Origin of the sequence: Cupriavidus sp. D384, assembly GCF_001652915.1 — a bacterium.
Classification (GTDB): Bacteria; Pseudomonadota; Gammaproteobacteria; order Burkholderiales; family Burkholderiaceae; genus Cupriavidus.
This window is the reverse complement of sequence record NZ_BBQI01000024.1, coordinates 18,287-44,598: the sequence shown is the minus strand read 5'-3', so window position 1 is coordinate 44,598 and position 26,312 is coordinate 18,287. Positions and strand designations below refer to the sequence as shown.

At 66.0% G+C, this 26,312-nt stretch carries 20 protein-coding genes; 9 read left to right on the top strand and 11 right to left on the bottom strand.

The genetic code is table 11. The features are described from left to right. Window positions 1–234 precede the first annotated feature (234 nt). From A9J21_RS09495 to A9J21_RS09480, 4 genes are all read right to left on the bottom strand, one after another. Entirely contained in the window at window positions 235–3,432 is a 3,198-nt protein-coding gene (locus A9J21_RS09495; protein ID WP_066734937.1) for an efflux RND transporter permease subunit, read from the bottom strand. 4 nt (window positions 3,433–3,436) lie between these two features. After that, the gene (locus A9J21_RS09490; RefSeq protein ID WP_066734516.1) at window positions 3,437–4,687 is read right to left on the bottom strand and encodes an efflux RND transporter periplasmic adaptor subunit; all 1,251 of its coding nucleotides are present in this window, start codon (window positions 4,685–4,687) and stop codon (window positions 3,437–3,439) included. Window positions 4,688–4,967: 280 nt separating this feature from the next. Continuing rightward, complete coding sequence (locus A9J21_RS09485) at window positions 4,968–5,612, bottom strand: MOSC domain-containing protein (RefSeq protein WP_066734514.1); 645 nt, start codon at window positions 5,610–5,612, stop codon at window positions 4,968–4,970. Between the two features lie 198 nt (window positions 5,613–5,810). Continuing rightward, a complete protein-coding gene (locus tag A9J21_RS09480; protein ID WP_066734512.1) occupies window positions 5,811–6,824 on the bottom strand; it encodes a D-2-hydroxyacid dehydrogenase family protein in 1,014 nt (337 codons plus the stop codon). A 520-nt stretch (window positions 6,825–7,344) separates the two neighbouring features. Here A9J21_RS09480 and A9J21_RS09475 point away from each other — a divergent pair. Continuing rightward, window positions 7,345–9,198 (top strand): phosphoenolpyruvate carboxykinase (GTP), encoded by a 1,854-nt coding sequence (locus tag A9J21_RS09475; protein WP_066734509.1) that lies wholly within the window; start codon window positions 7,345–7,347, stop codon window positions 9,196–9,198. Between the two features lie 127 nt (window positions 9,199–9,325). Here the strand turns inward: A9J21_RS09475 and A9J21_RS09470 are convergent, their stop codons facing one another. Both A9J21_RS09470 and A9J21_RS09465 read right to left on the bottom strand, forming a co-directional pair. Next, window positions 9,326–10,015: a response regulator transcription factor gene (locus tag A9J21_RS09470; protein WP_066734934.1), complete on the bottom strand. Its 690-nt coding sequence runs from the start codon at window positions 10,013–10,015 to the stop codon at window positions 9,326–9,328. Between the two features lie 5 nt (window positions 10,016–10,020). Next, a complete protein-coding gene (locus A9J21_RS09465) occupies window positions 10,021–11,403 on the bottom strand; it encodes a cache domain-containing protein (protein ID WP_066734508.1) in 1,383 nt (460 codons plus the stop codon). A gap of 381 nt (window positions 11,404–11,784) precedes the next feature. Here A9J21_RS09465 and A9J21_RS09460 point away from each other — a divergent pair, with 381 nt between their 5' ends. The 3 genes from A9J21_RS09460 (at window position 11,785) to A9J21_RS09450 (ending at window position 14,745) form a co-directional block, all read left to right on the top strand. Further along, a complete protein-coding gene (locus A9J21_RS09460; protein WP_066734506.1) occupies window positions 11,785–13,860 on the top strand; it encodes a carbon starvation CstA family protein in 2,076 nt (691 codons plus the stop codon). A gap of 17 nt (window positions 13,861–13,877) precedes the next feature. Beyond that, on the top strand, window positions 13,878–14,072 hold the full coding sequence (locus A9J21_RS09455; protein ID WP_066734504.1) for a YbdD/YjiX family protein: 195 nt from the start codon (window positions 13,878–13,880) through the stop codon (window positions 14,070–14,072). A gap of 235 nt (window positions 14,073–14,307) precedes the next feature. Then, a complete protein-coding gene (locus A9J21_RS09450) occupies window positions 14,308–14,745 on the top strand; it encodes a hypothetical protein (RefSeq protein WP_066734496.1) in 438 nt (145 codons plus the stop codon). Between the two features lie 131 nt (window positions 14,746–14,876). On the opposite strand, the gene A9J21_RS09445 is transcribed toward A9J21_RS09450, so the two are convergent. After that, on the bottom strand, window positions 14,877–15,125 hold the full coding sequence (locus A9J21_RS09445; RefSeq protein WP_066734493.1) for a hypothetical protein: 249 nt from the start codon (window positions 15,123–15,125) through the stop codon (window positions 14,877–14,879). Between the two features lie 189 nt (window positions 15,126–15,314). Between A9J21_RS09445 and A9J21_RS09440 the strand changes: the two genes are divergently transcribed. Further along, complete coding sequence (locus tag A9J21_RS09440) at window positions 15,315–16,238, top strand: LysR family transcriptional regulator (protein WP_066734490.1); 924 nt, start codon at window positions 15,315–15,317, stop codon at window positions 16,236–16,238. A gap of 57 nt (window positions 16,239–16,295) precedes the next feature. Here A9J21_RS09440 and A9J21_RS09435 read toward each other — a convergent pair whose 3' ends face one another. The 4 genes from A9J21_RS09435 to A9J21_RS09420 all read right to left on the bottom strand — a co-directional run bounded on the left by A9J21_RS09435 (window position 16,296) and on the right by A9J21_RS09420 (window position 21,966). Next, window positions 16,296–18,989: a DNA topoisomerase III gene (locus A9J21_RS09435; RefSeq protein WP_066734488.1), complete on the bottom strand. Its 2,694-nt coding sequence runs from the start codon at window positions 18,987–18,989 to the stop codon at window positions 16,296–16,298. Window positions 18,990–19,147: 158 nt separating this feature from the next. After that, a complete protein-coding gene (locus A9J21_RS09430; RefSeq protein ID WP_066734486.1) occupies window positions 19,148–19,555 on the bottom strand; it encodes a thioredoxin family protein in 408 nt (135 codons plus the stop codon). A 36-nt stretch (window positions 19,556–19,591) separates the two neighbouring features. Then, complete coding sequence (gene dprA, locus A9J21_RS09425) at window positions 19,592–20,749, bottom strand: DNA-processing protein DprA (RefSeq protein ID WP_066734484.1); 1,158 nt, start codon at window positions 20,747–20,749, stop codon at window positions 19,592–19,594. A gap of 41 nt (window positions 20,750–20,790) precedes the next feature. Then, entirely contained in the window at window positions 20,791–21,966 is a 1,176-nt protein-coding gene (locus A9J21_RS09420) for a LysM peptidoglycan-binding domain-containing protein (RefSeq protein WP_066734481.1), read from the bottom strand. 164 nt (window positions 21,967–22,130) lie between these two features. Here A9J21_RS09420 and def point away from each other — a divergent pair, with 164 nt between their 5' ends. From def to rsmB, 4 genes are all read left to right on the top strand, one after another. Next, window positions 22,131–22,637 carry a peptide deformylase gene (def, locus tag A9J21_RS09415; protein WP_066734478.1) on the top strand — a complete coding sequence of 169 codons (507 nt, stop codon included), beginning with the start codon at window positions 22,131–22,133 and terminating at the stop codon, window positions 22,635–22,637. Between the two features lie 114 nt (window positions 22,638–22,751). Continuing rightward, window positions 22,752–23,756, top strand: coding sequence for a methionyl-tRNA formyltransferase (fmt, locus tag A9J21_RS09410; protein ID WP_066734470.1), 1,005 nt, complete (start codon window positions 22,752–22,754; stop codon window positions 23,754–23,756). 154 nt (window positions 23,757–23,910) lie between these two features. After that, on the top strand, window positions 23,911–24,771 hold the full coding sequence (htpX, locus tag A9J21_RS09405; RefSeq protein ID WP_066734467.1) for a zinc metalloprotease HtpX: 861 nt from the start codon (window positions 23,911–23,913) through the stop codon (window positions 24,769–24,771). Window positions 24,772–24,934: 163 nt separating this feature from the next. Next, window positions 24,935–26,308 (top strand): 16S rRNA (cytosine(967)-C(5))-methyltransferase RsmB, encoded by a 1,374-nt coding sequence (gene rsmB / locus A9J21_RS09400; protein ID WP_066734464.1) that lies wholly within the window; start codon window positions 24,935–24,937, stop codon window positions 26,306–26,308. Window positions 26,309–26,312 lie beyond the last annotated feature (4 nt).

Here is a 26,312-nt window from a genome sequence, read left to right as displayed (position 1 = left end):
GCCTTTCTCGCCATGAACATTCTTTCCATAAATTCTTTGACGTTTCGCCGCCAGGGCAATGCCGCCGAGCCCGCCAAGATATCACCGGCACGTCACTACCAACGGCTGTCGGGGCCTGTGGTGTTTCGCGGAGGACGCCGGGGAAGGCGGGAAAGGAGGTGCGCGAAGGGGGAAACCCGGCACTGGAGCGGGCGCCCCTCCCGCGCGCGGGAGGGGGATGCACTGGCAGGTCAGTCAGTGCGCAACTGCCTGGGGTTGCTTCTCTTCCAGCGGATTGCCTTCCGAGTCGATCTGCAGCGGGCCGGTGCCCGAGTAGCGGTCCAGCGCCAGGTAGATCACCGGCGTGATGAACAGCGTGATGACCTGCGAGAACAGCAGGCCGCCCACCACGGCCAGGCCCAGCGGCTGGCGCAGTTCGGCGCCAGCGCCCAGCCCCAGGGCCAGCGGCAGGGCACCCATCACGGCGGCAAACGTGGTCATCATGATCGGGCGGAACCGCAGCAGGCACGCCTGGCGGATCGCCTTGCCTGGCGCCATCCCCTGCTCGCGCTGGGCCGCCAGCGCGAAGTCGATCATCATGATCGCGTTCTTCTTGACGATGCCGATCAGCATCAGCACGCCGATTGTTGCAATCAGCGACAGTTCGACGTTGAAGATAAACAGCGTCAGCAGCGCGCCGATGGCCGCCGAGGGCAGGCCGGCCAGGATCGTCAGCGGGTGGATGTAGCTCTCATAGAGCACGCCCAGCAGCGTGTAGATGACCGCAATGGCCGCCACCAGCAACACCACCTGCGTGGCCTGCGACGACTGGAACACGGCCGCGTCGCCACCCCAGCTGGTGAAGATCGACGACGGCATCTCGATGTCGCGGCTGAAGCGGTCGATCAGCTTCGAGGCATCGCCCAGCGCCGCGCCCGGGGCCAGGTTGAACGACACCGTCACCGACGGCAGCTGGCCCTGGTGGTTGACCGCAATCGGACCCACCCGGCGCTCGGTCGTGGCGAACGCCGACACCGGCACCATCTGCCCGGTCTTGCTGCGCACGTAGAGCTTGGAGAACGCGGTCTCGTCCACGCGATCGACGTCGGCGGCGGTCAGGATCACGTAGTAGTTGTCGATGGGGGTGTAGATCGTCGACACCTGGCGCTCGCCGAACGCCGTGTACAGCGCGGCGCGCACGTCCTGCATCTGCACGCCCATCGCGTTGGCCTTGTCGCGGTCGATGGTCAGCTGTGCCTCCAGGCCCGACTGCTGCGAATCGCTGGTCACATCGCGGAACACCGGCTCGGCGCGCATCTTCGCCATCAGCTTGTCGCTGAACTCCTGCAGTTGCCCCGGTTTCACGCTCTGCAGCGTGTACTGGTAGCGGCTCTTGCTCTGGCGGCCGCCCAGGCGCAGGTTCTGCACCGGCGAGAAATAGACCTGCAGGCCGGGCACGCCCGACACATCCTTGCGCAGCGATTCCACCACCTGCGGCATCTTCGGGCGCTGGCCCAGCGGCTTCAGCTCGACGAACATGCGGCCCGTGTTGATGGCCGGCGACGGCCCGCCGCCAATTGACGCCACCACGCTCTTCACCGCCGGATTGGCACGGATGCGCTCGGCCGCGTCGCGCAGGCGCTCGGACATTGCCTCGAACGAAATGTCCTGCGGGCCTTCGGCATTGACCTGGATCTGGCCGATGTCTTCCTCGGGGAAGAAGCCCTTGGGGATCTTCACGAACAGCACGGCGGTCAGCACAAACGTCAAACCCGCGGCCACCAGCACCACGCGCCGATGCGCCAGGCACCAGTCCAGGCCGTGCGCGTACTTGTGCAGCGTCCACTCGAACAGGTCTTCGAACCACTGCGTGGCACGCAGGCCAATGGTCTGCTTCTGCTGCACATGATGTGCCGGCGCGCCGGGCGCGTGATCGCCATACGTGTGTTGCGACTCATCGATCGGCACGTTCTCGGCCGACAGGAAGCGCGCGCACAGCATCGGGATCAGCGTCAGCGACACCAGCGCCGACACCAGGATCGACAGCGACACCACGGCGGCGAATTCGTGGAACAGCAGGCCGATCACGCCCGGCATGAAGAAGATCGGGATAAACACCGCCACCAGCGAGATCGAGATCGACAGGATCGTGAAGCCCATCTCGCGCGACCCCACCAGCGCGGCCTTGAGCGGCGGCACGCCTTCCTCGATGTGCCGCACGATGTTCTCCAGCATCACGATGGCGTCGTCCACCACCAGGCCCACGGCCAGCGTGATGGCCAGCAGCGACACGTTGTCCAGGCTGTAGCCGAACGCCTTCATCAGCGCCACGGTGCCGATCAGCGAAATCGGCAGCGATACGGTGGGGATCAGCGTGGCGGCCGCGCGGCGCAGGAACAGGAAGATCACCATCACCACCAGCGCCACGGTCAGCGCCAGCGTGAACTGCACATCATGGATCGACTCGCGGATCGAGTTCGAGCGGTCGTTCACCACGCTCACGTTGACCGAGCCCGGCATCTGCTGCACCAGGCGCGGCAGGGCGCCCTTGATGGCATCGACCACGGCCACCGTGTTGGCGTCGGGCTGGCGCAGCACGGCCAGCACGATCGACCGCTCGTTGTTGAGCCAGCTACCGGTCTTGATCGTCTCGACGCTGTCCTCCACGTCGGCCACGTCGGACAGCCGCACCACGGCGCCGCTGGGCTGGCTGGCGACGATGATGTTGCGGAACGCGTCGGCGTTGGTCATCTGGCGGTTGGCCTGGATGGTCAGCGTCTGACGCGCACCATCGAGCGTACCCACCGGCGTGTTGGCGTTGGCGCGGTTGAGCGCCGTAGCCAGTTCGTCAAGCGTCATGCCCCGGGCGGCCAGCGCATCGGGATGGGCGCGCACGCGCACCGAGAAGCGTTTCTGGCCGAAGATCTGCACCTGTGCCACGCCGGGCAGGGTGGCCAGCGTGGGCGAGATCAGGTTGTCGCCGAACGCGTTCAGATCGCCCAGGCTCATCGACGGCGAGTTGATGGCGAGCAGGATCACCGGCGCATCGGCCGGATTCACCTTGCGGTACGACGGCGGCACCGTCATTTCGATCGGCAGCGACCGTTGCGCGCGGAACAGCGCGGCCTGCACGTCCACGGCCGCGTCGTCGATATTGCGGTCGCTGTTGAATTCGATCGTGATGCTCGAATTGCCAAGCGTATTCGACGAACTGATCACCGTCACGCCCGGGATCGTCGCGAACTGCTTCTCCAGTTGCGTCGCCACCGACGCGGCCATGGTCTCGGGGCTGGCGCCGGGCAGCGTGGCCGTGACCTGGATCACGGGCGAGTTGAAGCTGGGCAGGGCCGCGATCGGGATGGTCGGGTACAGCACGATGCCCGTGACGATGACGGCCAGGCACAGCAGCACCGTCATCACGGGCCGGCGGATACAGAGCTCGGACAGCGACATGGTCTTAATGTCCGCCATTGGCCGATGCCGGTGCCGCGGCGGCGGGCGCCGAAGCCCCGCGCGGCGCAGCCTCTCGCACCAGCGTGCCCGGGCGCAGGTTCTGCGCGCCCTCGGTCACCACGCGGGCGCCCGGTTGCAGGCCTTCCACCACGGCGGCGGCGGCGGTGGTCACCACCACCTTCACCGGCACGCGCGCCACCTTGCTGTCGGGCTGCAGGGTATAGACGAAGCGGCCTTCAGGCCCCGTCACCACGGCCTGCGGCGGCACGCTCAGCGCGTTCTTCAGCACCTGCACGGTCGCGTTCACATTGGCATAGGTGCCAGGCCAGAGCCGGTGCTCGTCGTTGGGGAACATCGCCTTGACGCGGATGCTGCCGTACTGCGGGTCCACCGTGTTGTCGACAAACGTGATCTTGCCGCTGACCGGGGCCGGGTTGCCGTCGTTCGGCTGAGCCGACACCGTGACCGGACCCGCCTGCAGCGCTTCGCGCAGCGCGGCCAGCTGGCGCTCGGGCAGCGTGAACATGACCGTGATCGGTGCAATCTGGGCGATCGTCACCATCGCAGGGGTGGTCGTGGTGTTGGCCGGCGTCACCAGCGAGCCCGGGAACACGTTGATCACGCCGGTGCGCCCGCCGATGGTGGCGCGGATCTGGCCATAGCTGGTGGCAACCTGGCTGGCCTCGATGGCGGCCTGGTCGGCCCGGATCGTGGCTTCAAAGCCGTCGACCTTGGCCTGGGCGGTATCCACCGCGCTGCGCGAGATGAAATTGCGCTGCAGCAGCTCCTGGCTGCGGGCCAGCGTACGGCGTGCATCGGACAGGTCGGCCTGGTCGCGCATCAGCTGGGCGCGTGCCTTGGCAAGATTGGCCTCGTCCATGCGCGTGTCCAGCGTGAACAGCAGGTCGCCCGGCTTCACGGACTGGCCTTCCTTGATATGAACGGTACGCACGGTGCTGGAAACCTGCGGACGCACATCCACGGTCTGCATGGCCGTCACGGTGCCGTTGGCGTTCACCTCCACCGGCACGTCGGACTGCCTGACCACGGCGGTGCTCACCGTGGTAACGGCCGGTCCCTTGGCCGCCGGCTTCGGTGCCAGCCACGTTTTCCAGCCAAACCAGCCTGCCAGTGCCAGTACTACCAGCCCTGCAATGGCCACCCAGGGCGATATGCGGCCGCGACCAGTCGAAGTGGACGCGCTCCAGTTGCCATCGACGAAGCCTTTCGGCTGGTCGATCCCGTCTGTTTTCATGTGAGGACCCTCAAATGCCGCATGGCGCGCTCCCCCAATGGCCCCGGCTTCTTGGATCCGGTCGTGCCCGCGCAAATCACTACTAGTACCGCATTGCCCTTTCTAGGCAAAGTGCGATGTATTACAAGCCATTACAGCACCAACAGGGGAGGATGTCTGGACCAGCGGGGAAGGGTCGGCCGAATTGCTTGTATCAGAAGCAAAACATTATCAGAAAAGCGTGACGACTCAACTTGGGACTAACGCGGGCCCGGGGGCGATGCGGGCCACAGGTGGCGCTTCATGCCCCGTGACGCGGGTTCAGGCATGACATCGGGATCTGGCGCGGACCCGGCGTCAGCAGCATGTTGTCCCCGGCGCGGATCACGCCCGGCTGCGCCACGCTCAGGTACACACCCGAGAAACCGCTTTGCGTCATGTCCCGCACAGCCTGCGCGTACCCCATCACGGCGTTGAACTTGTAACAGGGCCGACGTGGCGATTCCACCACAAGTTCGACCTCGCCCACGCGCAGGCGGTCGCCCACCCACAGCGCGGCTTCGAGCAGCCCCTGGATGGTCAGGTTCTCGCCCATCGCGCCAAAGGCCAGCGGCCGTTCGGCCTCTTCCACGCCGGCCTCGCGGCGGCGCGAATTCCACCATGTGTAGTGTTCGATCGGATAGGCATACACGGCCCGGCCCACACCGCCGTGAATGGTGCGGTCGACCTGCTCGTCGCCGGCCAGGCCCAGGCGATGCACGCCCACGGCAATCGGGTGATGCAGGGTACTCAGCGGATGCTTGCGGATGGCCGACAAGACCACGGCCTCGGTGCCGGCCCCGGCCACTACCAGCGGCAAGGCCACGCCAACATTGATCGCCAGTACGCGGCCGACGGCCGTGCCACCAGCGCCTGCGGGATTGGGACGCGGATCGGATTCGGCCACGGGACGCCCTCCTTGCGTTTGCGGGGCCTGCGCGCAGGCTCCGGTACGCATGGCCGCGCGCTGACGTTTTGAACCGAGTGTACCGGCTCGTCCGCTTGTTTGAGGGGGGGGAATGTGGGGAAACAGACGCACGTCGGCCTGGCGTGCGTCGGGGTGGCTGCTTTGGGTGGATGGCGCCGGGGAAGCCCCCGGCCGCATTCAGCGCGACAACGCGGGCGTGAGCGCCTTCGGGTTGACGATGCTGTCGTGCTTGCCGCCCAGCACGTCGAGGATGTTCTGGAAGGCCGTGCGGAAGTACAGCTCGTAGCTGTCGCGCTCGACATAGCCCAGATGCGGCGTGCAGATGCAGTTTTCCATGCGCAGCAGCGCGTGGCCCTGCAGGATCGGCTCCGATTCGAACACATCGATGGCCGCCATGCCCGGACGGCCCCGGTTCAGCGCCGCCACCAGCGCGTTTTCCTCGATCAGCTCCGCGCGGCTGGTGTTGACGAACAGGGCCGTGGGCTTCATGCGCTGCAGGTCGGCCAGCTTCACGATGCCGCGCGTCTCGTCGTTCAGGCGCAGGTGCAGCGACAGCACATCGCTGTCGGCAAAAAGCTGATCGACCGATTCGGCCACGTTCAGGCCATCCTCGCGGGCGCCCTGTTGCGATGCCTCGCGGCCCCAGACCAGCACGTTCATGCCGAAGGCGCGGCCGTAGCCGGCCAGCAGGCGGCCAATCTTGCCGTAGCCCCAGATGCCCAGCGTCTGGCCACGCAACACCTGGCCCACGCCGAAATTCGGCGGCATGGTGGTCGACTTCAGGCCCGACTGCTGCCAGGCGCCGTGCTTGAGGCTGGCCACGTACTGCGGAATGCGCCGCTGGGCGGCCATGATCAGCGCCCAGGTCAGTTCGGCCGGCGCCACGGGCGAACCCACGCCCTGCAACACCACCACGCCACGGTCGGTACAGGCTTCCAGGTCCACATGGCTGCCGGCCCGGCCGGTCTGGCTGATGATCTTGAGCTTGGGCAGCTTTTCAAGCAACTGACGCGTCACCCGCGTGCGTTCGCGGATCAGGACCAGCGCTTCCACGTCGGAAAGCCGCGCGGCAAGCTGGCCCACGCCCTTGACGGTGTTGTTGAAGACCTTGACGTCGTGTCCTTCCAGCAGGGAAAAACACGGCAGCTTGCGTACGGCGTCCTGGTAATCGTCGAGAACGGCAATCTTCATGGATGACTCTTTGACCTAGGGGGCTTGGTGCGCGCGGCCACAGAATCAGCGCGCGACCGACAGTATTGTTGACTTCCCTGACGCAACATTGACAGATGACAGTCCCGGCGGGCCACCCCCGCGCGGCCAGGTTGCGCGGGTCGATTCTGGCATTCCGGCAGGGGAGACAATGCTGCGCAGCAAAAAACAGGGTGTCCGTACAGTGGTATTCTTGCCCGCCTCCGCGGCGCAACAGTGCGGTCGAGCCAAGCTCCCGCCCCCTGTTCGCCGCCGGACAATGCCCGACCGGACCCTGCCGCCCGCCAAAAGCGGGCAAAGCGCAACTGTAGCGCAGCCGCAGGGGCCCCCGCGACCATTTGCGCGGAATCGGTCGTCGCCGAGTTGTAACGGGATGTGACGGTCATCCAGCGAGTGCGCCATGCCCAACGCGGCATGCCGCGCCGGCGCCCGCCTTCCCCCGAAACACCGGCAACGCCCTGGTCGGACATGACAGATTTCCCTTTTGCTTTGGAGCAGTCAGATGAACCACCCCACCATGCAAGGCACCCCGGCACTGAACGTGCCGACCTGGGTAAAGAACCAGAAACTGGTCGCCTGGGTTGCAGAAATCGCCTCTCTCACCAAACCTGACCAGATCTACTGGTGCGACGGCTCGCAGGAAGAATACGACCGCCTGTGCGAGCTGATGGTGGCCGCGGGCACGATGCGCCGCCTGAACCCGGCCAAGCGCAAGAACTCGTTCCTGGCCCTGTCCGATCCGTCCGACGTGGCGCGCGTGGAAGACCGTACCTTCATCTGCTCCGAGAAGAAGGAAGACGCAGGCCCGACCAACAACTGGACCGCCCCGGCCGAAATGCGCACCACGCTGAGCGGCCTGTTCGACGGCTGCATGCGCGGCCGCACCATGTACGTGGTGCCGTTCTCGATGGGCCCGCTGGGTTCGCCGATCGCCCACATCGGCGTGGAACTGTCCGATTCGCCGTATGTGGCCGTGAACATGCGCATCATGACGCGCATGGGCCGCGCCGTGTACGACGTGCTGGGCGCCGACGGCGAGTTCGTGCCCTGCGTCCACACCGTGGGCAAGCCGCTGGCCGCTGGCGAGAAGGACGTGGCCTGGCCGTGCAACCCGACGAAGTACATCGTTCACTTCCCGGAATCGCGCGAAATCTGGTCGTTCGGCTCGGGCTACGGCGGCAACGCACTGCTGGGCAAGAAGTGCTTCGCACTGCGCATTGCTTCGACGATGGGTCGTGACGAAGGCTGGCTGGCCGAGCACATGCTGATCCTGGGCGTGACCTCGCCCGAGGGCAGAAAGTACCACGTGGCCGCCGCGTTCCCGTCGGCCTGCGGCAAGACCAACTTCGCCATGCTGATCCCGCCCAAGGGCTTCGACGGCTGGAAGATCACCACCATCGGCGACGACATCGCCTGGATCAAGCCGGGCCAGGACGGCCGCCTGTACGCGATCAACCCCGAAGCCGGCTACTTTGGCGTGGCCCCGGGCACAAGCGAGAAGACCAACTACAACGCGATGGCGACCCTGAAGGAAAACGTCATCTTCACCAACGTGGCGCTGACCGACGACGGCGACGTGTGGTGGGAAGGCATGACCAAGGAAGCCCCGGCGCACCTGATCGACTGGCAAGGCAAGGACTGGACGCCTGCCATCGCAAAGGAAACCGGCGCCAAGGCCGCCCACCCGAACGCCCGCTTCACCGCACCGGCTTCGCAGTGCCCGTCGATCGACGACAACTGGGACAACCCGGCTGGCGTGGCGATCGATGCCTTCATCTTCGGCGGCCGCCGCAGCACCACGGTGCCGCTGGTGACCGAGGCCCGCAACTGGACCGAAGGCGTGTACATGGCCGCCACGATGGGTTCGGAAACCACCGCCGCTGCCGCTGGTCAGCAAGGCGTGGTACGCCGCGATCCGTTCGCAATGCTGCCGTTCTGCGGCTACAACATGAGCGACTACTTCGGCCACTGGCTCGCGCTGGGCAAGAAGCTGGAAGCCTCGGGCGCCAGGCTGCCGAAGTTCTACTGCGTGAACTGGTTCCGCAAGGACGCCGACGGCAACTTCGTGTGGCCGGGCTTCGGTGAAAACATGCGCGTGCTGTCGTGGATGATCGACCGCGTGGAAGGCCGGGGCGAGGGCGTGGACCACGTCTTCGGCACGTCGCCGCGCTACGCCGACCTGAACTGGGACGGCCTGTCGTTCACGACCGAGCAGTTCGACCTGGTCACCTCGATCGACCAGGACGCCTGGCAGAAGGAACTGGCCCTGCACGACGAACTGTTCACCCAGCTCAAGCACAACCTGCCGCAAGCCCTGGTGGACACCAAGTCGGCACTGGCAAAGCGCCTGGGCTGATCGCCCCGCCCCGGCAAGCGCACGCTGCATCGAAAGCCGACCGGCCTTGCCGGTCGGCTTTTTTGTTTGCCGTGCCGGGGCAAGTCAGTGGGGCAGGCGCGGGGGAGGCGGCCCCTGCGTTAAGCAACTACACCGGATCGTTCTCGATACCCAGCTGCTGGACCGCGTACTTGACCAGTTCCGCGCGGCCTTCGATGCCGAGCTTGCGCTTCAGGTTGAGGCGGTGGGTTTCCACGGTGCGCACCGATACGCCAAGGCGCGATGCGATGTCCTTGTTGGACTGGCCGCGGCCGATGCCGTGGAGGATGTCGCGTTCGCGTGGCGTCAGGGCGTCGAGCGGGCTGATGGCATGATCGGCCATGCCGCGGGCGATGCGGGCGCTGTAGAACACGCGTCCGGCCAGCACGGTCTGGATGGCGGCCATCAGTTCGTCGGCCGGCGCGTCCTTGAGCACGTAGCCGCGTGCGCCCGCCCGGATGGCCTGGCGCACGTACTCCAGGTTGTCGTGCATCGACACGATCAGCACTGCCACTTCGGGGTAGGTGTCGTGCAGCGCCCCGGCCAGCGCGATGCCCCCCATGCCGCGCATGCCGATGTCGGTGATCACCAGCTCGGGCAGGTTTGCGGGACCGGCGCCGGCCAGCCACGCCAGCGCGGCTTCGCCATCGTCGGCTTCGCCCACCACCTCCAGGCCAGGCTGCAGCGTCAGGTGCATGCGCATGCCATCGCGCACCAGCGCATGGTCGTCGATCAGCAGGACCCTGGCCGGGGCATTGGAAGGAGGACGGACGGGATCGTCGTCGTGCGCAACGGTCATATTGGTCATGACAGCGGAATATCGGAAGGAGGGTTGACCACCGGCAACATCGCCACGAGCCGCGTGCCCGACGGCATCGACATGATGTCGAACTGGCCGCCCAGCGCCGCCATGCGTTCGCGCAGGTTGCGCAGGCCGATGCCGCGCTGCGGGTCGTGCTGCATGCGTGCCACGTCGAAACCGGTGCCATTGTCGCGCACGGTCAGGCGGGTGGCCGATGGAGAAAATTCGAGTTCGACGTCCACGCGCGAGGCACGCGCATGGCGTTCGACATTGGTCAGTGCTTCCTGCGCGATGCGGAACAGCGCCGTTGCCTGTTCGTCGGCCAGTGGGTGGGGCTGACCGGTCTGCGTGACGCCCACCTGCAGCGTGCTGCCGGCCTGCATCTCGCGCGCCAGATGCTGCAGGGCCGCGTACAAGCCCAGGTCGTCGAGCAGGGCGGGCCGCAGGTTGCGCGAAACGCGTCGTACTTCATTGAAAGCGGAATCGAGCCGGTTCAGCGTCATGCCCAGGATGGGCGCCACCGACGCACCTTCGGACGGCGCCAGGCGGATGCGGTTGGTGGCGGCTTCCAGCACCAGCTTGACCGACACCAGCAGCTGGCCGATGCCATCGTGCAGCTCGCGCGACAACCGGGCGCGCTCTTCTTCCTGCGACTGCACCACGCGCTGGGCCAGCTGGCGCAGCTTGGCGTCTGCCTCGCGGTGTTCGCTGATATTGAGCGCGAGCCCGCTGGCGGCCACCAGCAGGATGCTGATGGCGGCAATCACGCCAATCCAGGCCATGGTCTCGCGGATATCGGTCTCGGCGCGAGCATCGAGCTGGCGCAGCGTCTGCTCGACATCGTCCAGGTATATGCCGGTGCCCAGCATCCAGTCCCAGCCTGGCACGGCCACCACGTAGCCAAGCTTGGGCACGGTCTGTTTCGACGACGGCTTCTGCCACATGTAGCGCACCGAGCCGCCTCCGGATCTGGCGGCCGCCACCAGTTTCTGGATCGTCAGCGCCCCTTGCGGGTCACGCATCAGCCACAAATCCTGGCCCACCAGTTCCGGCTGGCGCGGATGCATCAGATTCCGACCTTGCAGGTCATAGAGGAAGAAGTAGCCGTCCGGGCCGTAGTCGAGCCTGGCAAGCGCCTCCATGGCAGCCTGGCGCGTGGCGGCGTCGGTGCGGCCCGACTGCACCATCGGCGCGATGGCGCTCTGGGCCAGGTCCACATAGTGGCGCAGCTCGGTTTCCTTGCTCTGCAGGTAGGCGGCCTCCACCAGCGCGCGCTCGTGGCGGGCCAACGCGGTGGCCTGGAAGCGCACGGCCAACGCAATGCCCAGCATCGCGACAGCCAGGGGCGCCACGGCAAGCAAAAGTATCTTTTGACGGAGTTTCATCTGAACCGGGGGTAAACACCGATGCCGGGAAGGCCGCTAGACTTCGTCGGTCTACGTACTACTACGCAAGGGTGTTGCGTAGTTTCGCGCTTGTGCCGACATGGGCGGGTGTCAATACTACACGCCGGATTGCGCCCGGGCCTGCCCGCTGCGCAAATCCGACGCAGCAGGTGCTCCCTGGCCCAGGCGATCCCGCCCCCTGGAAGCACTGCCTGCCTGCACGACAAGATCCGGGTCCAGACGAGAACAGACCGGACGCCGCAGACATCCAGGAGACTCCCTTTCCACGCGATCGTCGGTGGCGCCATCCGGCACCGCCCCCGCTGCCCGGGCTCCCTGTCGCCGCAGGTTCTTTCAGCCGGTCTGAGGAGACCCTTCAACATGAATCGCATCGGACAACACCTGTTGTGGCTGGCCGTCGCCGTACTCGGCGCATTTGCCTTTGCCACTGTCGCGCTGTCGCGCGGTGAAGCCGTCAGCGCACTGTGGATCGTGGTTGCCGCGCTCTGCATCTACCTGATCGCCTACCGCTACTACAGTCGCTTCATCGCCGACAAGGTGATGCAGCTCGACCCCAAACGCATGACGCCCGCGTGGCGCCACAACGACGGCCTGGACTACGTGCCGACCAACAAGGCGGTGCTGTTCGGCCACCACTTTGCCGCGATTGCCGGCGCCGGGCCGCTGGTGGGCCCCGTGCTGGCCGCGCAGATGGGCTACATGCCCGGCATGCTGTGGATCCTGGCCGGCGTGGTGTTTGCCGGCGCGGTGCAGGACTTCATGATCCTGTTCATCTCCACGCGCCGCGACGGCCGTTCGCTGGGCGACCTGGTGAAGTCCGAAATGGGCACCGTGCCCGGCCTGATCGCGCTGTTCGGCTGCTTCATGATCATGATCATCATCCTGGCGGTGCTGGCGCTGATCGTGGTGAAGGCGCTGGCCGGCTCGCCGTGGGGCACCTTCACCGTGGCGGTGACCATCCCCATCGCCGTCTTCATGGGCATCTACACGCGCTACATCCGGCCGGGCCGCATTGGCGAGGTGTCGGTGATCGGCTTCGTGCTGCTGATGCTGGCCATCATCGGCGGCCAGTACGTGCATGAAAGCGCCGTGCTGGCGCCGCTGTTCACCTACGACGGCAAGGCGCTGACGTGGATGCTGATCATCTACGGCTTCATCGCCGCCGTGCTGCCCGTGTGGCTGCTGCTGGCACCGCGTGACTACCTGTCGACGTTCCTGAAGATCGGCACCATCATCGCGCTGGCCATCGGCATCCTGATCGTGGCGCCGGAACTGAAAATGCCGGCCTTCACGCAGTTCGCCCAGGGCGGTGGCCCGGTGTGGTCGGGCAACCTGTTCCCGTTCCTCTTCATCACCATCGCCTGCGGCGCGGTGTCGGGTTTCCACGCGCTGATCTCGTCGGGCACCACGCCCAAGCTGCTGGAAAATGAATCGCACGCGCGCTTCATCGGCTATGGCGCGATGCTGGCCGAGTCGTTCGTCGCCATCATGGCCCTGGTGGCCGCGTCGGTGATCGAGCCGGGTGTGTACTTCGCGATGAACAGCCCGGCCGCCGTGATCGGCACCTCGCCCGAGGCCGTGGCGCACGTGGTGTCCACCTGGGGCTTCGTGATCACGCCGGACGTGCTGATCCAGACCGCCAAGGACGTTGGCGAAAATACGATCATCTCGCGTGCTGGTGGCGCTCCGACGCTGGCGGTGGGTATCGCGCACATCCTGCACCAGGTGGTGGGTGGCCAAGCCATGATGGCCTTCTGGTACCACTTCGCCATCCTGTTCGAGGCGCTGTTCATCCTGACCGCCGTCGACGCTGGCACGCGCGCCGGCCGCTTCATGCTGCAAGACCTGCTGGGCAGCTTCGTGCCGTCCCTGAAGCGTACGGAATCGCTGCCGGCCAACCTGATCGCCACCGCGCTGACCGTGGCGGCCTGGGGCTACTTCCTGTACCAGGGCGTGGTCGATCCGCTGGGCGGCATCAACACGCTGTGGCCGCTGTTCGGTATCTCGAACCAGATGCTGGCCGCCGTGGCGCTGGTGCTGGGCACCTGCGTGCTGGTGAAGATGAAGCGCGGGCAGTACGCCTGGGTGACGCTGCTGCCCACCTGCTGGCTGCTGATCTGCACGCTGACCGCCGGCTGGCAGAAGCTGTTCGACGCCGACCCGAAGGTGAGCTTCCTGACGCACGCGTCGAAGTTCAGCGCCGCGATCGCCGAAGGCAAGGTGCTGGCACCGGCCAAGACCATGGAGCAGATGCACCGCATCGTCTTCAACGACTACCTGGACGCCGGCTTGTGCGCGCTGTTCATGTTCGTGGTGCTGTCGATTGTCTTCTACGGCTTCAAGACCGCCATGTCGGCCCGCAACCAGGGCAAGCGCACCGACAGCGAAACGCCGTTCGAACCGCTGCCGGCCCAGGCGTCGGCCGCCTCGAACTAACCGGATAGGAGCCACACATGCTGGATCAGATCGGAAACATGGGACGTTACCTGGGCCAGTCGCTGCGGCTGATGGTGGGCCTGCCCGACTACCAGACCTACGTGGCCCACATGGAAAGCACCCATCCTGACCGCGCACCCATGACGTACGAGGAATTCTTCCGCGAACGCCAGGAGGCCCGGTACGGAGGCGGGCAGGGCAAGTGCTGCTGACGGCAGCCTCGTCCCACCGAAACTGGAAAGCGGCCCCGCGGGGCCGCTTTTTCATGCCCGTTCGCCAGCCGGGCTTTGTGACGTATCATTGCGCGCTGTTGCGCCGGAGCATCGCTTTTTAACGGTTGGATACCGTTTCTGCAGCGGGTTACAGCACCTCACAACTGGTTACAGCAAGGGTAGGGCTGCTTCTCTACACTCCGTTTCCAGATACACACCACATAAGGAAAATACGATGTCTCGCCATCCTCTCCGCAACCTGACTCTGGCTCTTGCCCTCTCGGCGGCTACGCTGCCGGCGTTTGCAGGAGGTGATCTGAACAACGCGCTCGGCGGTGGCCTGGGTGGCGTGGCAGGTGCCGCTGTAGGTGGTGCGCTGGGCGGCAGCACCGGATCGATCATCGGCGGTGCAGTCGGCGGGGGCGCCGGCGGCGCCCTGACGTCGAATCGCCGCGAACGCACTGGTGCCATCATCGGCGGCGCCCTGGGTGGCGGCGCGGGTACCGCAGCCGGCAACGCCATGGGCGGCCGTACGGGCGGCCTGGTTGGCGCCGGCCTGGGTGGTGCTGCAGGTGCCGCACTGGGCGGCAACGTGTCGCGCAGCAACTCGTATGACGATGACCGCCGCTACTACAAGCGCAGCAAGCATCGCCGCCACCACCACCACGACTGAGTCGGGGCGGAAAACCAGAAACGGGCCAGATGGCCCGTTTTCTTTTGGGCAATCAGGCGGATTTCCGTCCCGAACGCCCATGCAAAAAGCCCGTACCGGTTGGTACGGGCTTTTTGCGGATTACTGGCGAATCAGATCTTGGCGCCGTCCGAGTACACGTCGAACGACTTGGCGCCATCGGTGAACGTATCGAACTTGCCAGCCTTGGCGCCATCCGTGAACGTGTCAAACTTGCCGGCCTTCGCGCCGTCGGTGTACGGGTCGAAGCGGGTAGCCTTGGCGCCATCGGTGTAGGGGTCGAACTTGCCGGCCTTGGCAAAGGCAGGGGCAGCGGACAAGGCAACAACGGCTGCAGCGATCAGGGCGATTTGGCGCTTCATGGCGAATCCTTCACTTTGTTCGGGTGATGCCGCCATTCTGGATATTGCTGCGTCGCGGCATCGGTTAGTGGGATATTAGGCATTCCCCTGATATGAATAAATATCCGCCTCCACAATGATTGATTGTGGTTTCAACAATAAACTACCCGTACCGTGTAAAAGTTCACGGCGGAAGCGGGAGACTATGTCATGGATCGGCTGCAATCGATGCGCGTCTTCGCCAAGGTGGTCGAACTTGGCAGCTTCGCCCGTGCGGCGCAGCAACTGGAAATGTCCAACGCCGTGGTCACGCGCTACGTGGCCGATCTGGAAAGCCACCTCGGCACCCGGCTGCTGAATCGCACCACGCGCAGCCTGTCGCTGACCGATGCCGGCGAAACCTACCTGCAGCGCTGCGCGCAGATTCTTGAAGACGTCGAGGAAGCGGAATCGATCGTCACCGCCCGCAGCCAGTCGCTGTCCGGCACGCTACGGCTCGTGGCGCCGGTCATGTTCGGCCTGCACCTGCTGCCAAAGACGCTGGAACGGTTTCACCAGCGCTATCCGGACGTGGTATTCGACGTGCAGTTGTCCGACCGCGTGATCGACATCGTCGAGGAAGGGCGCGACGTCGGCGTGATGCTGTCGGACCTGGGCCTCGGTTCGCACCTGGTGGCCCGGCCGCTGATCTCCGCCGAAATCATCCTGTGTGCCTCTCCGGGCTATCTGCGCGAGCATCCGCCGCTGCGCACCGCGCACGATCTGTCCCACCACCGCGCCATCGCCATGCGCCTGCCAACGGCCGAGCACGAATGGACGCTGTCCGGCCCGGAAGGGGAGGTGACCGTGCCGATTCGCCCGGGCCTGCTCTGCAGCAATGCCGAACTGGCGCACCAGGCCGCGCTGGCCGACATGGGCATCGCGATGCTGTCCTCGTACCTGGCCCGGCCCAATATCGAAGCCGGCCGCCTGATGCACATCCTGCCGCAGTACCAGCTGCCGCGCCGCGATGTCAGCGTGGTCTACCCAAGCCGCAAGTTCCTGCCCACCAAGGTGCGCGCCTTCATCGACTTCCTGCTCGACGAAGGCAAGCAGCGGGCCGGCGAGAACCTCATCAAGATCGCCAGCAAATAAAAATGGCGAGGCAGATGCCTCGCCATTTCGTTTGGCGCCGGGACAGCTTGCGAGTGCTTACTCTTCAGCTTCCGCAGTCTGCTTCGCCTTCTTCGCCGCAGCAGTTTTAGTGGCAGTCTTTGCAGCCGTCTTCGTCGCCACCTTCCTGGCCGGAGCGGTCTTGGCCGCAGCCTTCTTGGCCGGGGCCTTTTTGGCGGCGGTCTTGGCCGGCGCGGCTTGCGCTTCCTCGCCCTTGGCGGCCGACTTCGCCGCCGCGGACTTGGCCGCCGGCTTGGCGCCCGCCTTGGGCTCGCGTGCCTCGAATTCGAAGCCGATCTTGCCGTCCGGCTGCTTGACCAGGAATGCCTTGAAGTTACGGCCGGTACGCGACGACTTGAAGCCGGTCAGCAGGTCCGTCTTGCCCGCAGTCAGCAGCTTGCCGATCTGCTCGCGCGAGATTTCCTGCTGCAGGATGATCTTGCCGGTCGTGAAGTCGCAGGTCTTCTCGCTGCCCACGGCGTTCTCGCACACGTACTTCATGCCGTGCTCGTAGACCGAGCCATTGCACTTCGGGCAATGGCCCACCGGTGTCTGCTCGCTGAAGTCCACCGGCTCGTCGTCTTCCTCGTCGTTCTGCCCGAAGTCGAACTCCATCTTCCAGTGGCCTTCGTCATCCTTGGCCAGCTTCAGGATCGCCGCAAACGGACGGCCCATCTTGCTACGGAAGCCCTGCAGCGGACCAATTTCCTTCTTCAGCAGCAGTTCCTCGACTTCGTCGATCTCGAACTGGCGTCCGCCCGGAATCTTGCTGATCGAGAATTCGCAAGCCGTGCAGGCAAAGCGCCGGTAGTTTTCCTTGACCTGGCCGCCGCACTGCGGGCACGGGGTGTCCAGCGTGGCGTAGTCGCCGGGGATCGTATCGCTGTCGTATTCCTTGGCACGCTTGACGATCTGCTGCGTCATCTGCGCGATCTCGCGCATGAATTCGTCACGCTTCAGGCGGCCGCGCTCGATCTGCGACAGCTTGTGTTCCCATTCGCCCGTCAGCTCGGCCTGCGTCAGTTCCAGCACGCCCAGGCCGCGCAGCAGCGTCATCAGCTGGAACGCCTTGGCGGTCGGAATCAGTTCGCGGCCCTCGCGCACCAGGTACTTTTCGGTCAGCAGGCCTTCGATGATGGCCGCGCGCGTGGCAGGCGTGCCCAGGCCCTTGCCGGCCATGGCCTCGCGCAGCGCGTCGTCGTCCACGAGCTTGCCGGCGCCTTCCATGGCCGACAGCAGCGTGGCTTCGTTGTAGCGGGCCGGCGGGCGCGTGGACAGGCCGACCGACTCGACCTTGTCGGTCTTGACGCGCTCGTCCTTCTGCACGGGCACCAGGTTCGCGTCCTTGTCGTCCTTGCCCTGGGCTTCGCGGCCGTAGATCACCAGCCAACCCGGATTGACCAGCACCTTGCCTTCGGTCTTGAAGTGATGGCCGGCCACCTCGGTGATCCGCGTGGTCACCTGGAACTCGGCCGCCGGGAAGAACACGGCCAGGAAACGGCGCACGACCAGGTCGTACAGCTTCTGCTCGGGCTCTGACAGGTTCTTCGGCGCCTGCAGCGTCGGGATGATGGCGAAGTGATCGCTGATCTTGCTGTTGTCGAAGATCTTCTTGTTCGGCTTCACCCAGCCTTGCGACAGGATCTTCTTGGCATGCGTCAGGTAGTTCGGCGAGCTGTCGGCCAGCATGTCCATGGTCTGCTTGACCGTGTCCAGGTAGTCCTCGGGCAGCGCGCGGGCATCGGTACGCGGGTACGTCAGCACCTTGTGCTTTTCATACAGCGCCTGCGCCAGACCCAGCGTGTTCTTGGCCGAAAAGCCAAAACGCGAGTTGGCCTCGCGCTGCAGCGTGGTCAGGTCGAACAGGGCGGGGGACTGCTGCGTGGACGGCTTCGATTCCTCGGTGACCGTGCCCGGCTTGTCGCGGCAGGCCGCCACAATGCTCTTGGCCTCGGCCTCGCTCCACAGGCGCGACTCGCGCGCCTCGGCATCGAACTCGTTCTTCTTGAACTTCGGATCGAACCAGCGGCCCTCGTACAGGCCGGCGGCCGCGATGAACTCGGCGCGCACTTCCCAGTAGTCGCGCGGCACGAAGTGCTTGATCTTCTCTTCGCGCTCCACAACGATCGACAGCGTCGGGGTCTGCACCCGGCCCACGGTGGTCAGGAAGAAGCCGCCGCCCTTGCTGTTGAAGGCCGTCATGGCGCGCGTGCCGTTGATGCCGACCAGCCAGTCGGCTTCGGAGCGGCATCGGGCCGCATCGGCCAGCGGCATCATTTCCTCGTCTTCGCGCAGCGCGGCAAACCCGTCGCGGATCGCCTGCGGCGTCATCGACTGCAGCCACAGCCGGCGAACAGGCTGCTTGGCCTTGGCCTGCTGGGCGATCAGCCGGAAAATCAGCTCGCCTTCGCGCCCCGCGTCACAGGCGTTGATCAGCGCGGTCACATCCTTGCGCTTGATGAGGCGGTTGAGCACTTTCAGGCGCGATTCGGTCTTGGCGATCGGGCGCAGGTCGAAATGCGGGGGGATCACCGGCAGATTGGTGAAGCTCCACTTGCCCCGCTTGACTTCGTAGTCGTCGGGCGCGGCGATTTCCACCAGATGGCCAACGGCCGAGGACAGCACGTAGTCGTCGCTCTCGAAGTACTCGTCGTGCTTGGCAAAGCCCCCGAGGGCGCGCGCAATATCGGCGGCGACCGATGGCTTTTCCGCGATGATGAGGGCTTTTGACATTCAACGGGTCCTTGCGGCGCCACTGCCGGATGGGCAGTTTGCGCCTCTTGAAATTCACAGCAAACTATGTAAACAGCACGCCTGGGCTTTGAGGCGCCAATAATAAGCGCGGTTCCGACGGGCTTGCAAGCAAACGCCGTCGCCCACCCTGACCATGCTCAATCGTTACCAGCACCCCCGGCAAGCAACCAGGGCAGCACTTCTGGAATGTCTGGTGCCGCGCCGGCCATGGTACCTGCGCGCATCAGCATCCGCTCCAGCACATCGACGTGGGGCAGCACGGTTCCGTAAAACTGCGCTGCGCCGCCAGCAATGGGCTGAATCAATACAGTAGGAAAGTTTTCGATGTCGATGTCCTCTCCGAGATAGTCAGAGTGGGTTTCGACATCGATCCAGACGAAACAATCGTCCGGATAACGTGCCGCCAACGCCGCAAAACCAGGCAAATATTCCTTGCACGTCCCACACCACGCGGCGCAAAGGCATGCCACCAGCCGTCCCTGCGGACGGGCACGGAGCGCCTGGCGCAGGGCGGCGGCATCCTGCTCGGGGAAGTAAACGGCCATTGAAGTCGAAAAGTGAGGCAAAGGCGATACCGCGGATCATGCCAGACGCCGGAAACGGTTGCCTGGCAGGCGCTCGGCCGCGCCGGCCAGCTCCAGTTGCAGCAGCGCGGCGGACACCGCCTCAGCCGCCATCCCCGTGCCGTCGCACAACGCATCGAGCGTGACAGGATCATAGGCCAGCACCGCCCCGAGCGCGTCGCCAACCGGCGACGCCAGGGGGGCTGCTGCCTGGCCTGCCTTCGCACCAGCCGCTGCCCCGGTGGCAGTTCCGGCCGCCGTCGATGGTGCCGCGGGCGTCAGATCGGCAAACTCCTCGAACACATCAGCCGCCGACTCCACCAGCTTGGCGCCCTGGCGAATCAGCTTGTGGCAGCCTCGCGATAGCTCGGCGTGGATCGAGCCGGGAATCGCAAACACCTCGCGCCCGATCTCCGATGCCAGCCGTGCGGTGATCAGCGAACCCGACCGCTCGGCCGCCTCCACCACCAGCACGCCGCGCGCCAGCGCCGCAATGATGCGGTTGCGACGCGGAAAATGGTTCGGCAGGCCCGGGGTACCCAGCGGGAATTCGCTCGCAATAGCGCCGCCGGCATCCACGATCTGGTGCGCCAGCTTGTGGTGCCGCGCCGGATAGACGATATCGATGCCAGTGCCGACAACGGCCACCGTGCCGCCGGGCCCCTCCAGCGCGGCCGCATGCGCCGCGGCATCGATGCCAAGGGCCAGCCCCGACACCACGGTCAGCCCGGCATCGGAAAACGCTGAAGCGAATGTCTGTGCATTGCGCGCGCCCTGCGCCGTGGCATGGCGCGCGCCGACAATGCCCAGCGACGGCGCCTGCAGGCGTTCTGCGCGGCCATTGACGTATAGCACCAGCGGCGGATCAGCGAGGTCGAGCAGCCGTGCCGGGTAAGCGGCATCCGCCATCGTGACCAGATGATGGCCGGGGGCATCGAGCCAGCGCAGCGTGCGATCGATCCGGGCGGACACCTCCGCATCGGGCGGCGCGGCGAGCGCACGCGCCACCGCCGGCTCCGCGGCATCGCGCAGCCTTGCAGGGTCGAGGGCCAGCACGGCCTGAGGCAGGCCGAAGGCTGCCAGCAGGCGCCGGCCGGCCTGGGCGGAAACACCCGGTGTTGCCGTCAGCCGCACCCAGGCAGCCACTTCGGCCGGGTCGCGAGTCGAATCGGTCATCGAACAACGCGGCAGCGCGTGCTTGCGCACGCGCCGGCCAGTTATTGCGGGGTGGTGGCGAGGTCGCCCACCTTCATCACGTTGCTGGCATCGGTGACCAGCGCGTAGGCGATACCCGGGAAGACGCGATAGACGTAGGCCAGGCCATAGCGGTCGTCCGGCAGCGTGATGCTGCGGTTGCCGTCGGTCGGATCCTGGACCATGCCGCCCAGGCGCGACAGCGCGAGCACGTGCCCCGGCTCCAGGCCGGCATTCGAACCCAGGTTCAGCACCACCACCTGTTTGGCGCCGCCGAATTGCACCCCGCCATACACGGCCGCGATACGGGCCTGGACGTTGTTGTCAGGGGCATGCGGCACATAGCGCACCAGCTCGCGGGCCGGTTGGGGCAGCAGCAGCGAGCCCGTGCCCATTTCCTGCGGCGACTGGGTGGCCTGGACCGTGGTGACCGCGTCCGGGCCTTCCGGGCCGCGCATCACGCGTACGCTGCCCTGGTACTGGGCTTCGAAGCCGATCACATCGTTGCTGACCGGGTCATGCACCGGCAAGGCCGGCTTGAACGCCTGCCAGTCGCTGCCGACCGCTGCATCGGTCGAGGCAAGGCCGCGCACGAAGCCGGTATCGCCACGCCCCATGTAGACGCGGGCATCGGACAACGCCACGATACGGGCCGACGTGTCGATCGCATTCTTTTCCACAACCAGCGGACGCGTCAGGAACGGCTCGATATCGGACGCCGGGATGCTCAGGATGGCTTCGCCGTCCGAACCCTCGCCGCGCACGCGCGGCGACAGGCGGGCATCGCCATTGGCGCCCCCCGGCGCCGTGGTCGACAGGTACGCGCGGCCATCGCGCTGCACCAGGTAAAGGATCTGGCCAGGGTAGATCAGGTGCGGATTGCGAACCTGCTGGCGGTTCATGCCCCACAGCGCCGGCCAGCGCCACGGCTGGCGCAGGTACTGGCCCGAAATGCCCCACAGCGTGTCGCCCGAGCGCACGGTGTACTGGGCTGGCGCATTCGGCGCCAGTTCGGAAACGGGGATACCCTGCTGGGCGGTCGCGTCGGCCTGGGCGAGCTGTGCCGCCGAGACGTTCAGATCGGCCGCCTGAACGGCCATGCCGGCCCCGGCTGTGATGCCGGCGACACATAGCATGGCGAGGGTGAACGCGTGCAGCCTGCGGCCCGACGCCGCCTGTTCTTTGGTAAGATCGCGCATTTTCCTGAGCCGGTCGGGAGAACGACCGGATTGACCCTAGGTAGAGCGTGCCTGCTGCGGCGCGCCTTGAATTTTTGTACTAGCGCCCCGATTCTGCATGGAAACCCCGCACGCCGCAACGGCGGTCGGGCAGTGGACAGCACACGGCGTTGCGCCCGAGCATCATGGCCAAACTCGACATCCTCACCTACCCCGATCCTCGCCTGCATACCGTGGCCAAGCCCGTGGCGGTGGTGGACGACCGCATCCGCCAGCTCGTCGTCGACATGGCCGAAACCATGTACGACGCGCCCGGCATCGGCCTGGCCGCCACGCAGGTGGACGTGCACGAGCGCGTGATCACGATCGACATTTCGGAAACGCGCGACGAACTGATGGTGTTCATCAACCCGGAAATCGTCTGGTCCAGCGACAACCGCAAGGTCTGGGAAGAGGGCTGCCTGTCGGTGCCGGAAGTCTATGACCGCGTGGAGCGCCCCGACCGCGTCAAGGTGCGCGCCCTCAACGAAAAGGGCGAGACGTTCGAACTCGATGCCGACGACCTGCTGGCCGTATGTATACAGCACGAGATCGACCATCTGAACGGCAAGGTATTCGTCGAATACCTGTCCCCGCTCAAGCTCAACCGCATCAAGAGCAAGCTCCAGAAGCGCGTCCGCTCGCGCATGTGAGGATGTAACAGCGGCGTGCCACGCGGGTGGCGTCTGCTATCGTTACAACTTCCAAGACACATCACGTACCGGCCGCTATGCGGCCGGTGTCGTTTCTACCCGCGGATTTCTGTCATGACTCAAGCCCAGCCACTGCGCGTCGCGTTTGCCGGCACTCCCGAATTCGCGCGCGTTGCCCTTGAGGCCATCCACGCCGCCGGTTTTCCGGTGGTGGCCGTCCTGACCCAGCCTGACCGGCCCGCAGGCCGCGGCATGCAGCTGCAGGCCAGCCCGGTCAAGCAGTTCGCCCTGGAAGCCGGGCTGGGCCCCGTGCTGCAGCCGCGCTCGTTGCGCCGCCATGGCAAGTATCCCGAGGAAGCCGGCGCCGCCGTGGACACACTGGCGCAAATCGCCCCCGATGTCATGGTGGTGGCCGCCTACGGCCTGATCCTGCCGGCCGAGGTTCTCGATCTGCCGCGCCATGGGTGCCTGAACATCCACGCCTCGCTGCTGCCGCGCTGGCGCGGCGCGGCGCCGATCCATCGCGCCATCGAGGCCGGCGACGCCGAAACGGGCATCACGCTGATGCAGATGGACGAAGGGCTCGATACGGGCGCGATGCTGTCGCGCGAATCGGTGGCGATCGGGCCGCTGGATAGCACCGGCAGCCTGCACGACACGCTGGCCGCACTGGGCGGCCGCATGATCGTCGATGCCCTGCGCCAGCTGGCCGCCGGCAAGCCGCTACCGGCCACGCCCCAGCCCGAAGCCGGCATCACCTATGCCGAGAAGATCGCCAAGGACGAAGCGCCGCTCGACCTGACCCGTCCGGCCGCCGCGCTGGCAAGCCAGGTGCGTGCCTTCAACCCGTTCCCGGGGGCCACGATCCAGGTGGGCGACACCGTCATCAAGTGCTGGCAGGCCCTGCCGCTGGCGGCCGCCACGAGCCTTCCCCATCCGCCGGGCACCGTGCTGGCATCGGACGCCGCCGGCGTGATCATCGCCTGTGGCAACGGCAGCGCGCTGCAGGTGACCGAACTGCAGAAGCCTGGCGGCCGCCGCCAGCCGGCGCAGCAGTTCCTGCAGGGCATGCCGCTGCCGCCCGGCACGCGGTGCGTGGTCGGCGATACGGCAGCGTAAGTGGTGGGGGAGCGCCGACGTGGCGTTTGCGTCATTCGACATCGTAAAACCCCGTTAACCGCATTGAATTCCTGCGGTCCTGGCCCTATCTAACGAACATCGCGTCCCGCAAGGGCGGGTACGCGCCCTGATCGATCTCTCTGGAGACCAAACCATGTTCAACTGGGTCAAGACCTTCATGCTGATGGCCGCCATCACGGCGCTGTTCATCGTCATCGGCGGCATGATCGGTGGCCGAAGCGGCATGATGTTCGCGCTGCTGATCGCGCTGGGCATGAACTTCTTCTCCTACTGGTTCTCGGACAAGATGGTCCTGCGCATGTACAACGCGCAGGAAGTGGATGCCAGCACCGCGCCGCAGTTCTACAACATGGTGCAGGAGCTGTCCCAGCGTGCCGGCCTGCCGATGCCGCGCGTGTACCTGATCAACGAGGACGCCCCGAACGCCTTTGCCACGGGCCGCAATCCCGAGCACGCGGCCGTGGCCGCCACCACCGGCATCCTGCGTGTGCTGTCAGACCGCGAGTTGCGCGGCGTGATGGCGCACGAACTGGCGCACGTGAAGCACCGCGACATCCTGACGTCGACCATCGCCGCCACCATGGCTGGTGCGATTTCGGCCCTGGCCAACATGGCAATGTTCTTTGGCGGCCGCGACGAGAACGGCAACCGTACCAACCCGATCGCCGCGATTGCCGTGGCCATCCTGGCCCCGCTGGCGGCATCGCTGATCCAGATGGCGATCTCGCGTGCACGCGAGTTCGAAGCGGACCGGGGCGGCGCCGAGATCAGCGGCGACCCGCAGGCACTGGCCAGCGCGCTGGACAAGATCCATCGCTTTGCGCAGGGCATTCCGTTCCAGGCGGCCGAGGAACATCCGGCCACCGCGCAGATGATGATCATGAACCCGCTGTCGGGTGGCGGCATCGCCAACCTGTTCTCGACGCACCCGGCCACCGAGGAGCGCATCTCGCGGCTGATGCACATGGCGCAGACGGGCAGCTATCCGGCCTGATGCCGGCGCCCGCCACGCGATTTGGCCAGTTTGACCGGCCAGCCCGCGACAACAGGTAAACTGCCCGCTGTGTCCCCATGGGACCGGCGGGCATTCTTGTATCCGCCATGTCCCGACGCCCATTGCGTCACTCTTTTCCACGTTGTCTGTCTGATTTTTCCGTATGCGCCTGCCTCACGAATCCCTTGCCTTCCAGATGCTCGGTGCCGCCGCGGCTGTTCGCGGCGTGCATGAAGGCACGGCCCTGCCGCAGGCCATCGAAGACGTTGCCACCCACCTGCGGCTGGACCGCGTGCGCGACGCCGCCACGCGCGGCGCCATCCAGGACCTGGCCTATCGCTCGGTCCGCCTGTTCGGCACCACGCGCGCCCTGGTCACGCAACTGGTGACGCGGCCGCCTGGCGCGCTGGTCGATTCCCTGCTGGCCGTGGCGCTGGCCCTGCTGATCGAGGGCGAGGAAGGCGATGGCAGCAAGGTGGGGCGCGGCGGCTATTCCGCATTCACCGTGGTGGACCAGGCCGTCAGCGCGGCGGCCTCCGAGCCCAAGACCGCGCACGCGCGCGGCCTGGTGAATGCCGTCCTGCGCCGGTTCCTGCGCGAGCACAAGGCGCTGATGCCGAAGATCATGCAGGACGAGGAGGCGCGCTGGAACCTGCCGTCGTGGTGGCTCGCGCAACTGCGCCTGGCCTACCCGGACCAGTGGATGGCGCTGGCCGAGAGTGTCAACGAACGGCCGCCAATGACATTGCGCGTCAATCCGAAGCGCATTTCGGTGCAGGAGTATCTTCGGGATCTGGCCAACGCCGGGCTGGCCGGTACGGCGGTGGGCGACCAGGCCGTGCGCCTGGCTCGGGCCTTTCCGGTATCGCAGATTCCCGGTTTTGCCGAAGGCGACGTTTCGGTGCAGGACGCCGGCGCGCAACTGGCCGCGCCGCTATGCGAAGTTTCCGACGGCATGCGCGTGCTGGACGCCTGTGCGGCTCCCGGCGGCAAGACCGGCCACCTGCTGGAGCTTGCCGACATCCACGTGACAGCCGTGGAAAGCGACGCGCAGCGCGCCGCGCGCATCCATGACAACCTGGCCCGCCTGGGACAACGCGCAGAAGTGATCGTGGGCGACGCAAGCCGCCCCAAGGACTGGTGGGACGGCCAGCAGTTCGACCGCATCCTGGCCGATGTGCCATGTTCCGCGTCGGGCATCGTGCGGCGCCATCCCGATATCCGCTGGCTGCGTCGAGAGTCCGACGTGGCCAGGCTGATGACCGAGCAGCGCCGCATCGTTTCGCAGCTGTGGCCGCTGCTGAAACCTGGCGGCATCCTGGTCTATGTGACCTGTTCTATTTTCCCAACGGAAGGCGAGGAGCAGGCGCTCTGGTTTGGTGCGCAGCTTCCAGATGCGATACGATTGCAGGCGCCGGGGCAACTGCTGCCCGGCATCAAGGCGCCTGAGACAACCGGCAGCGGGACCGCCGGCAAGGCAAGCCTGCCATCGGATCACGATGGCTTCTACTACGCCCGCTTCCAGAAACGCGCCTGATATT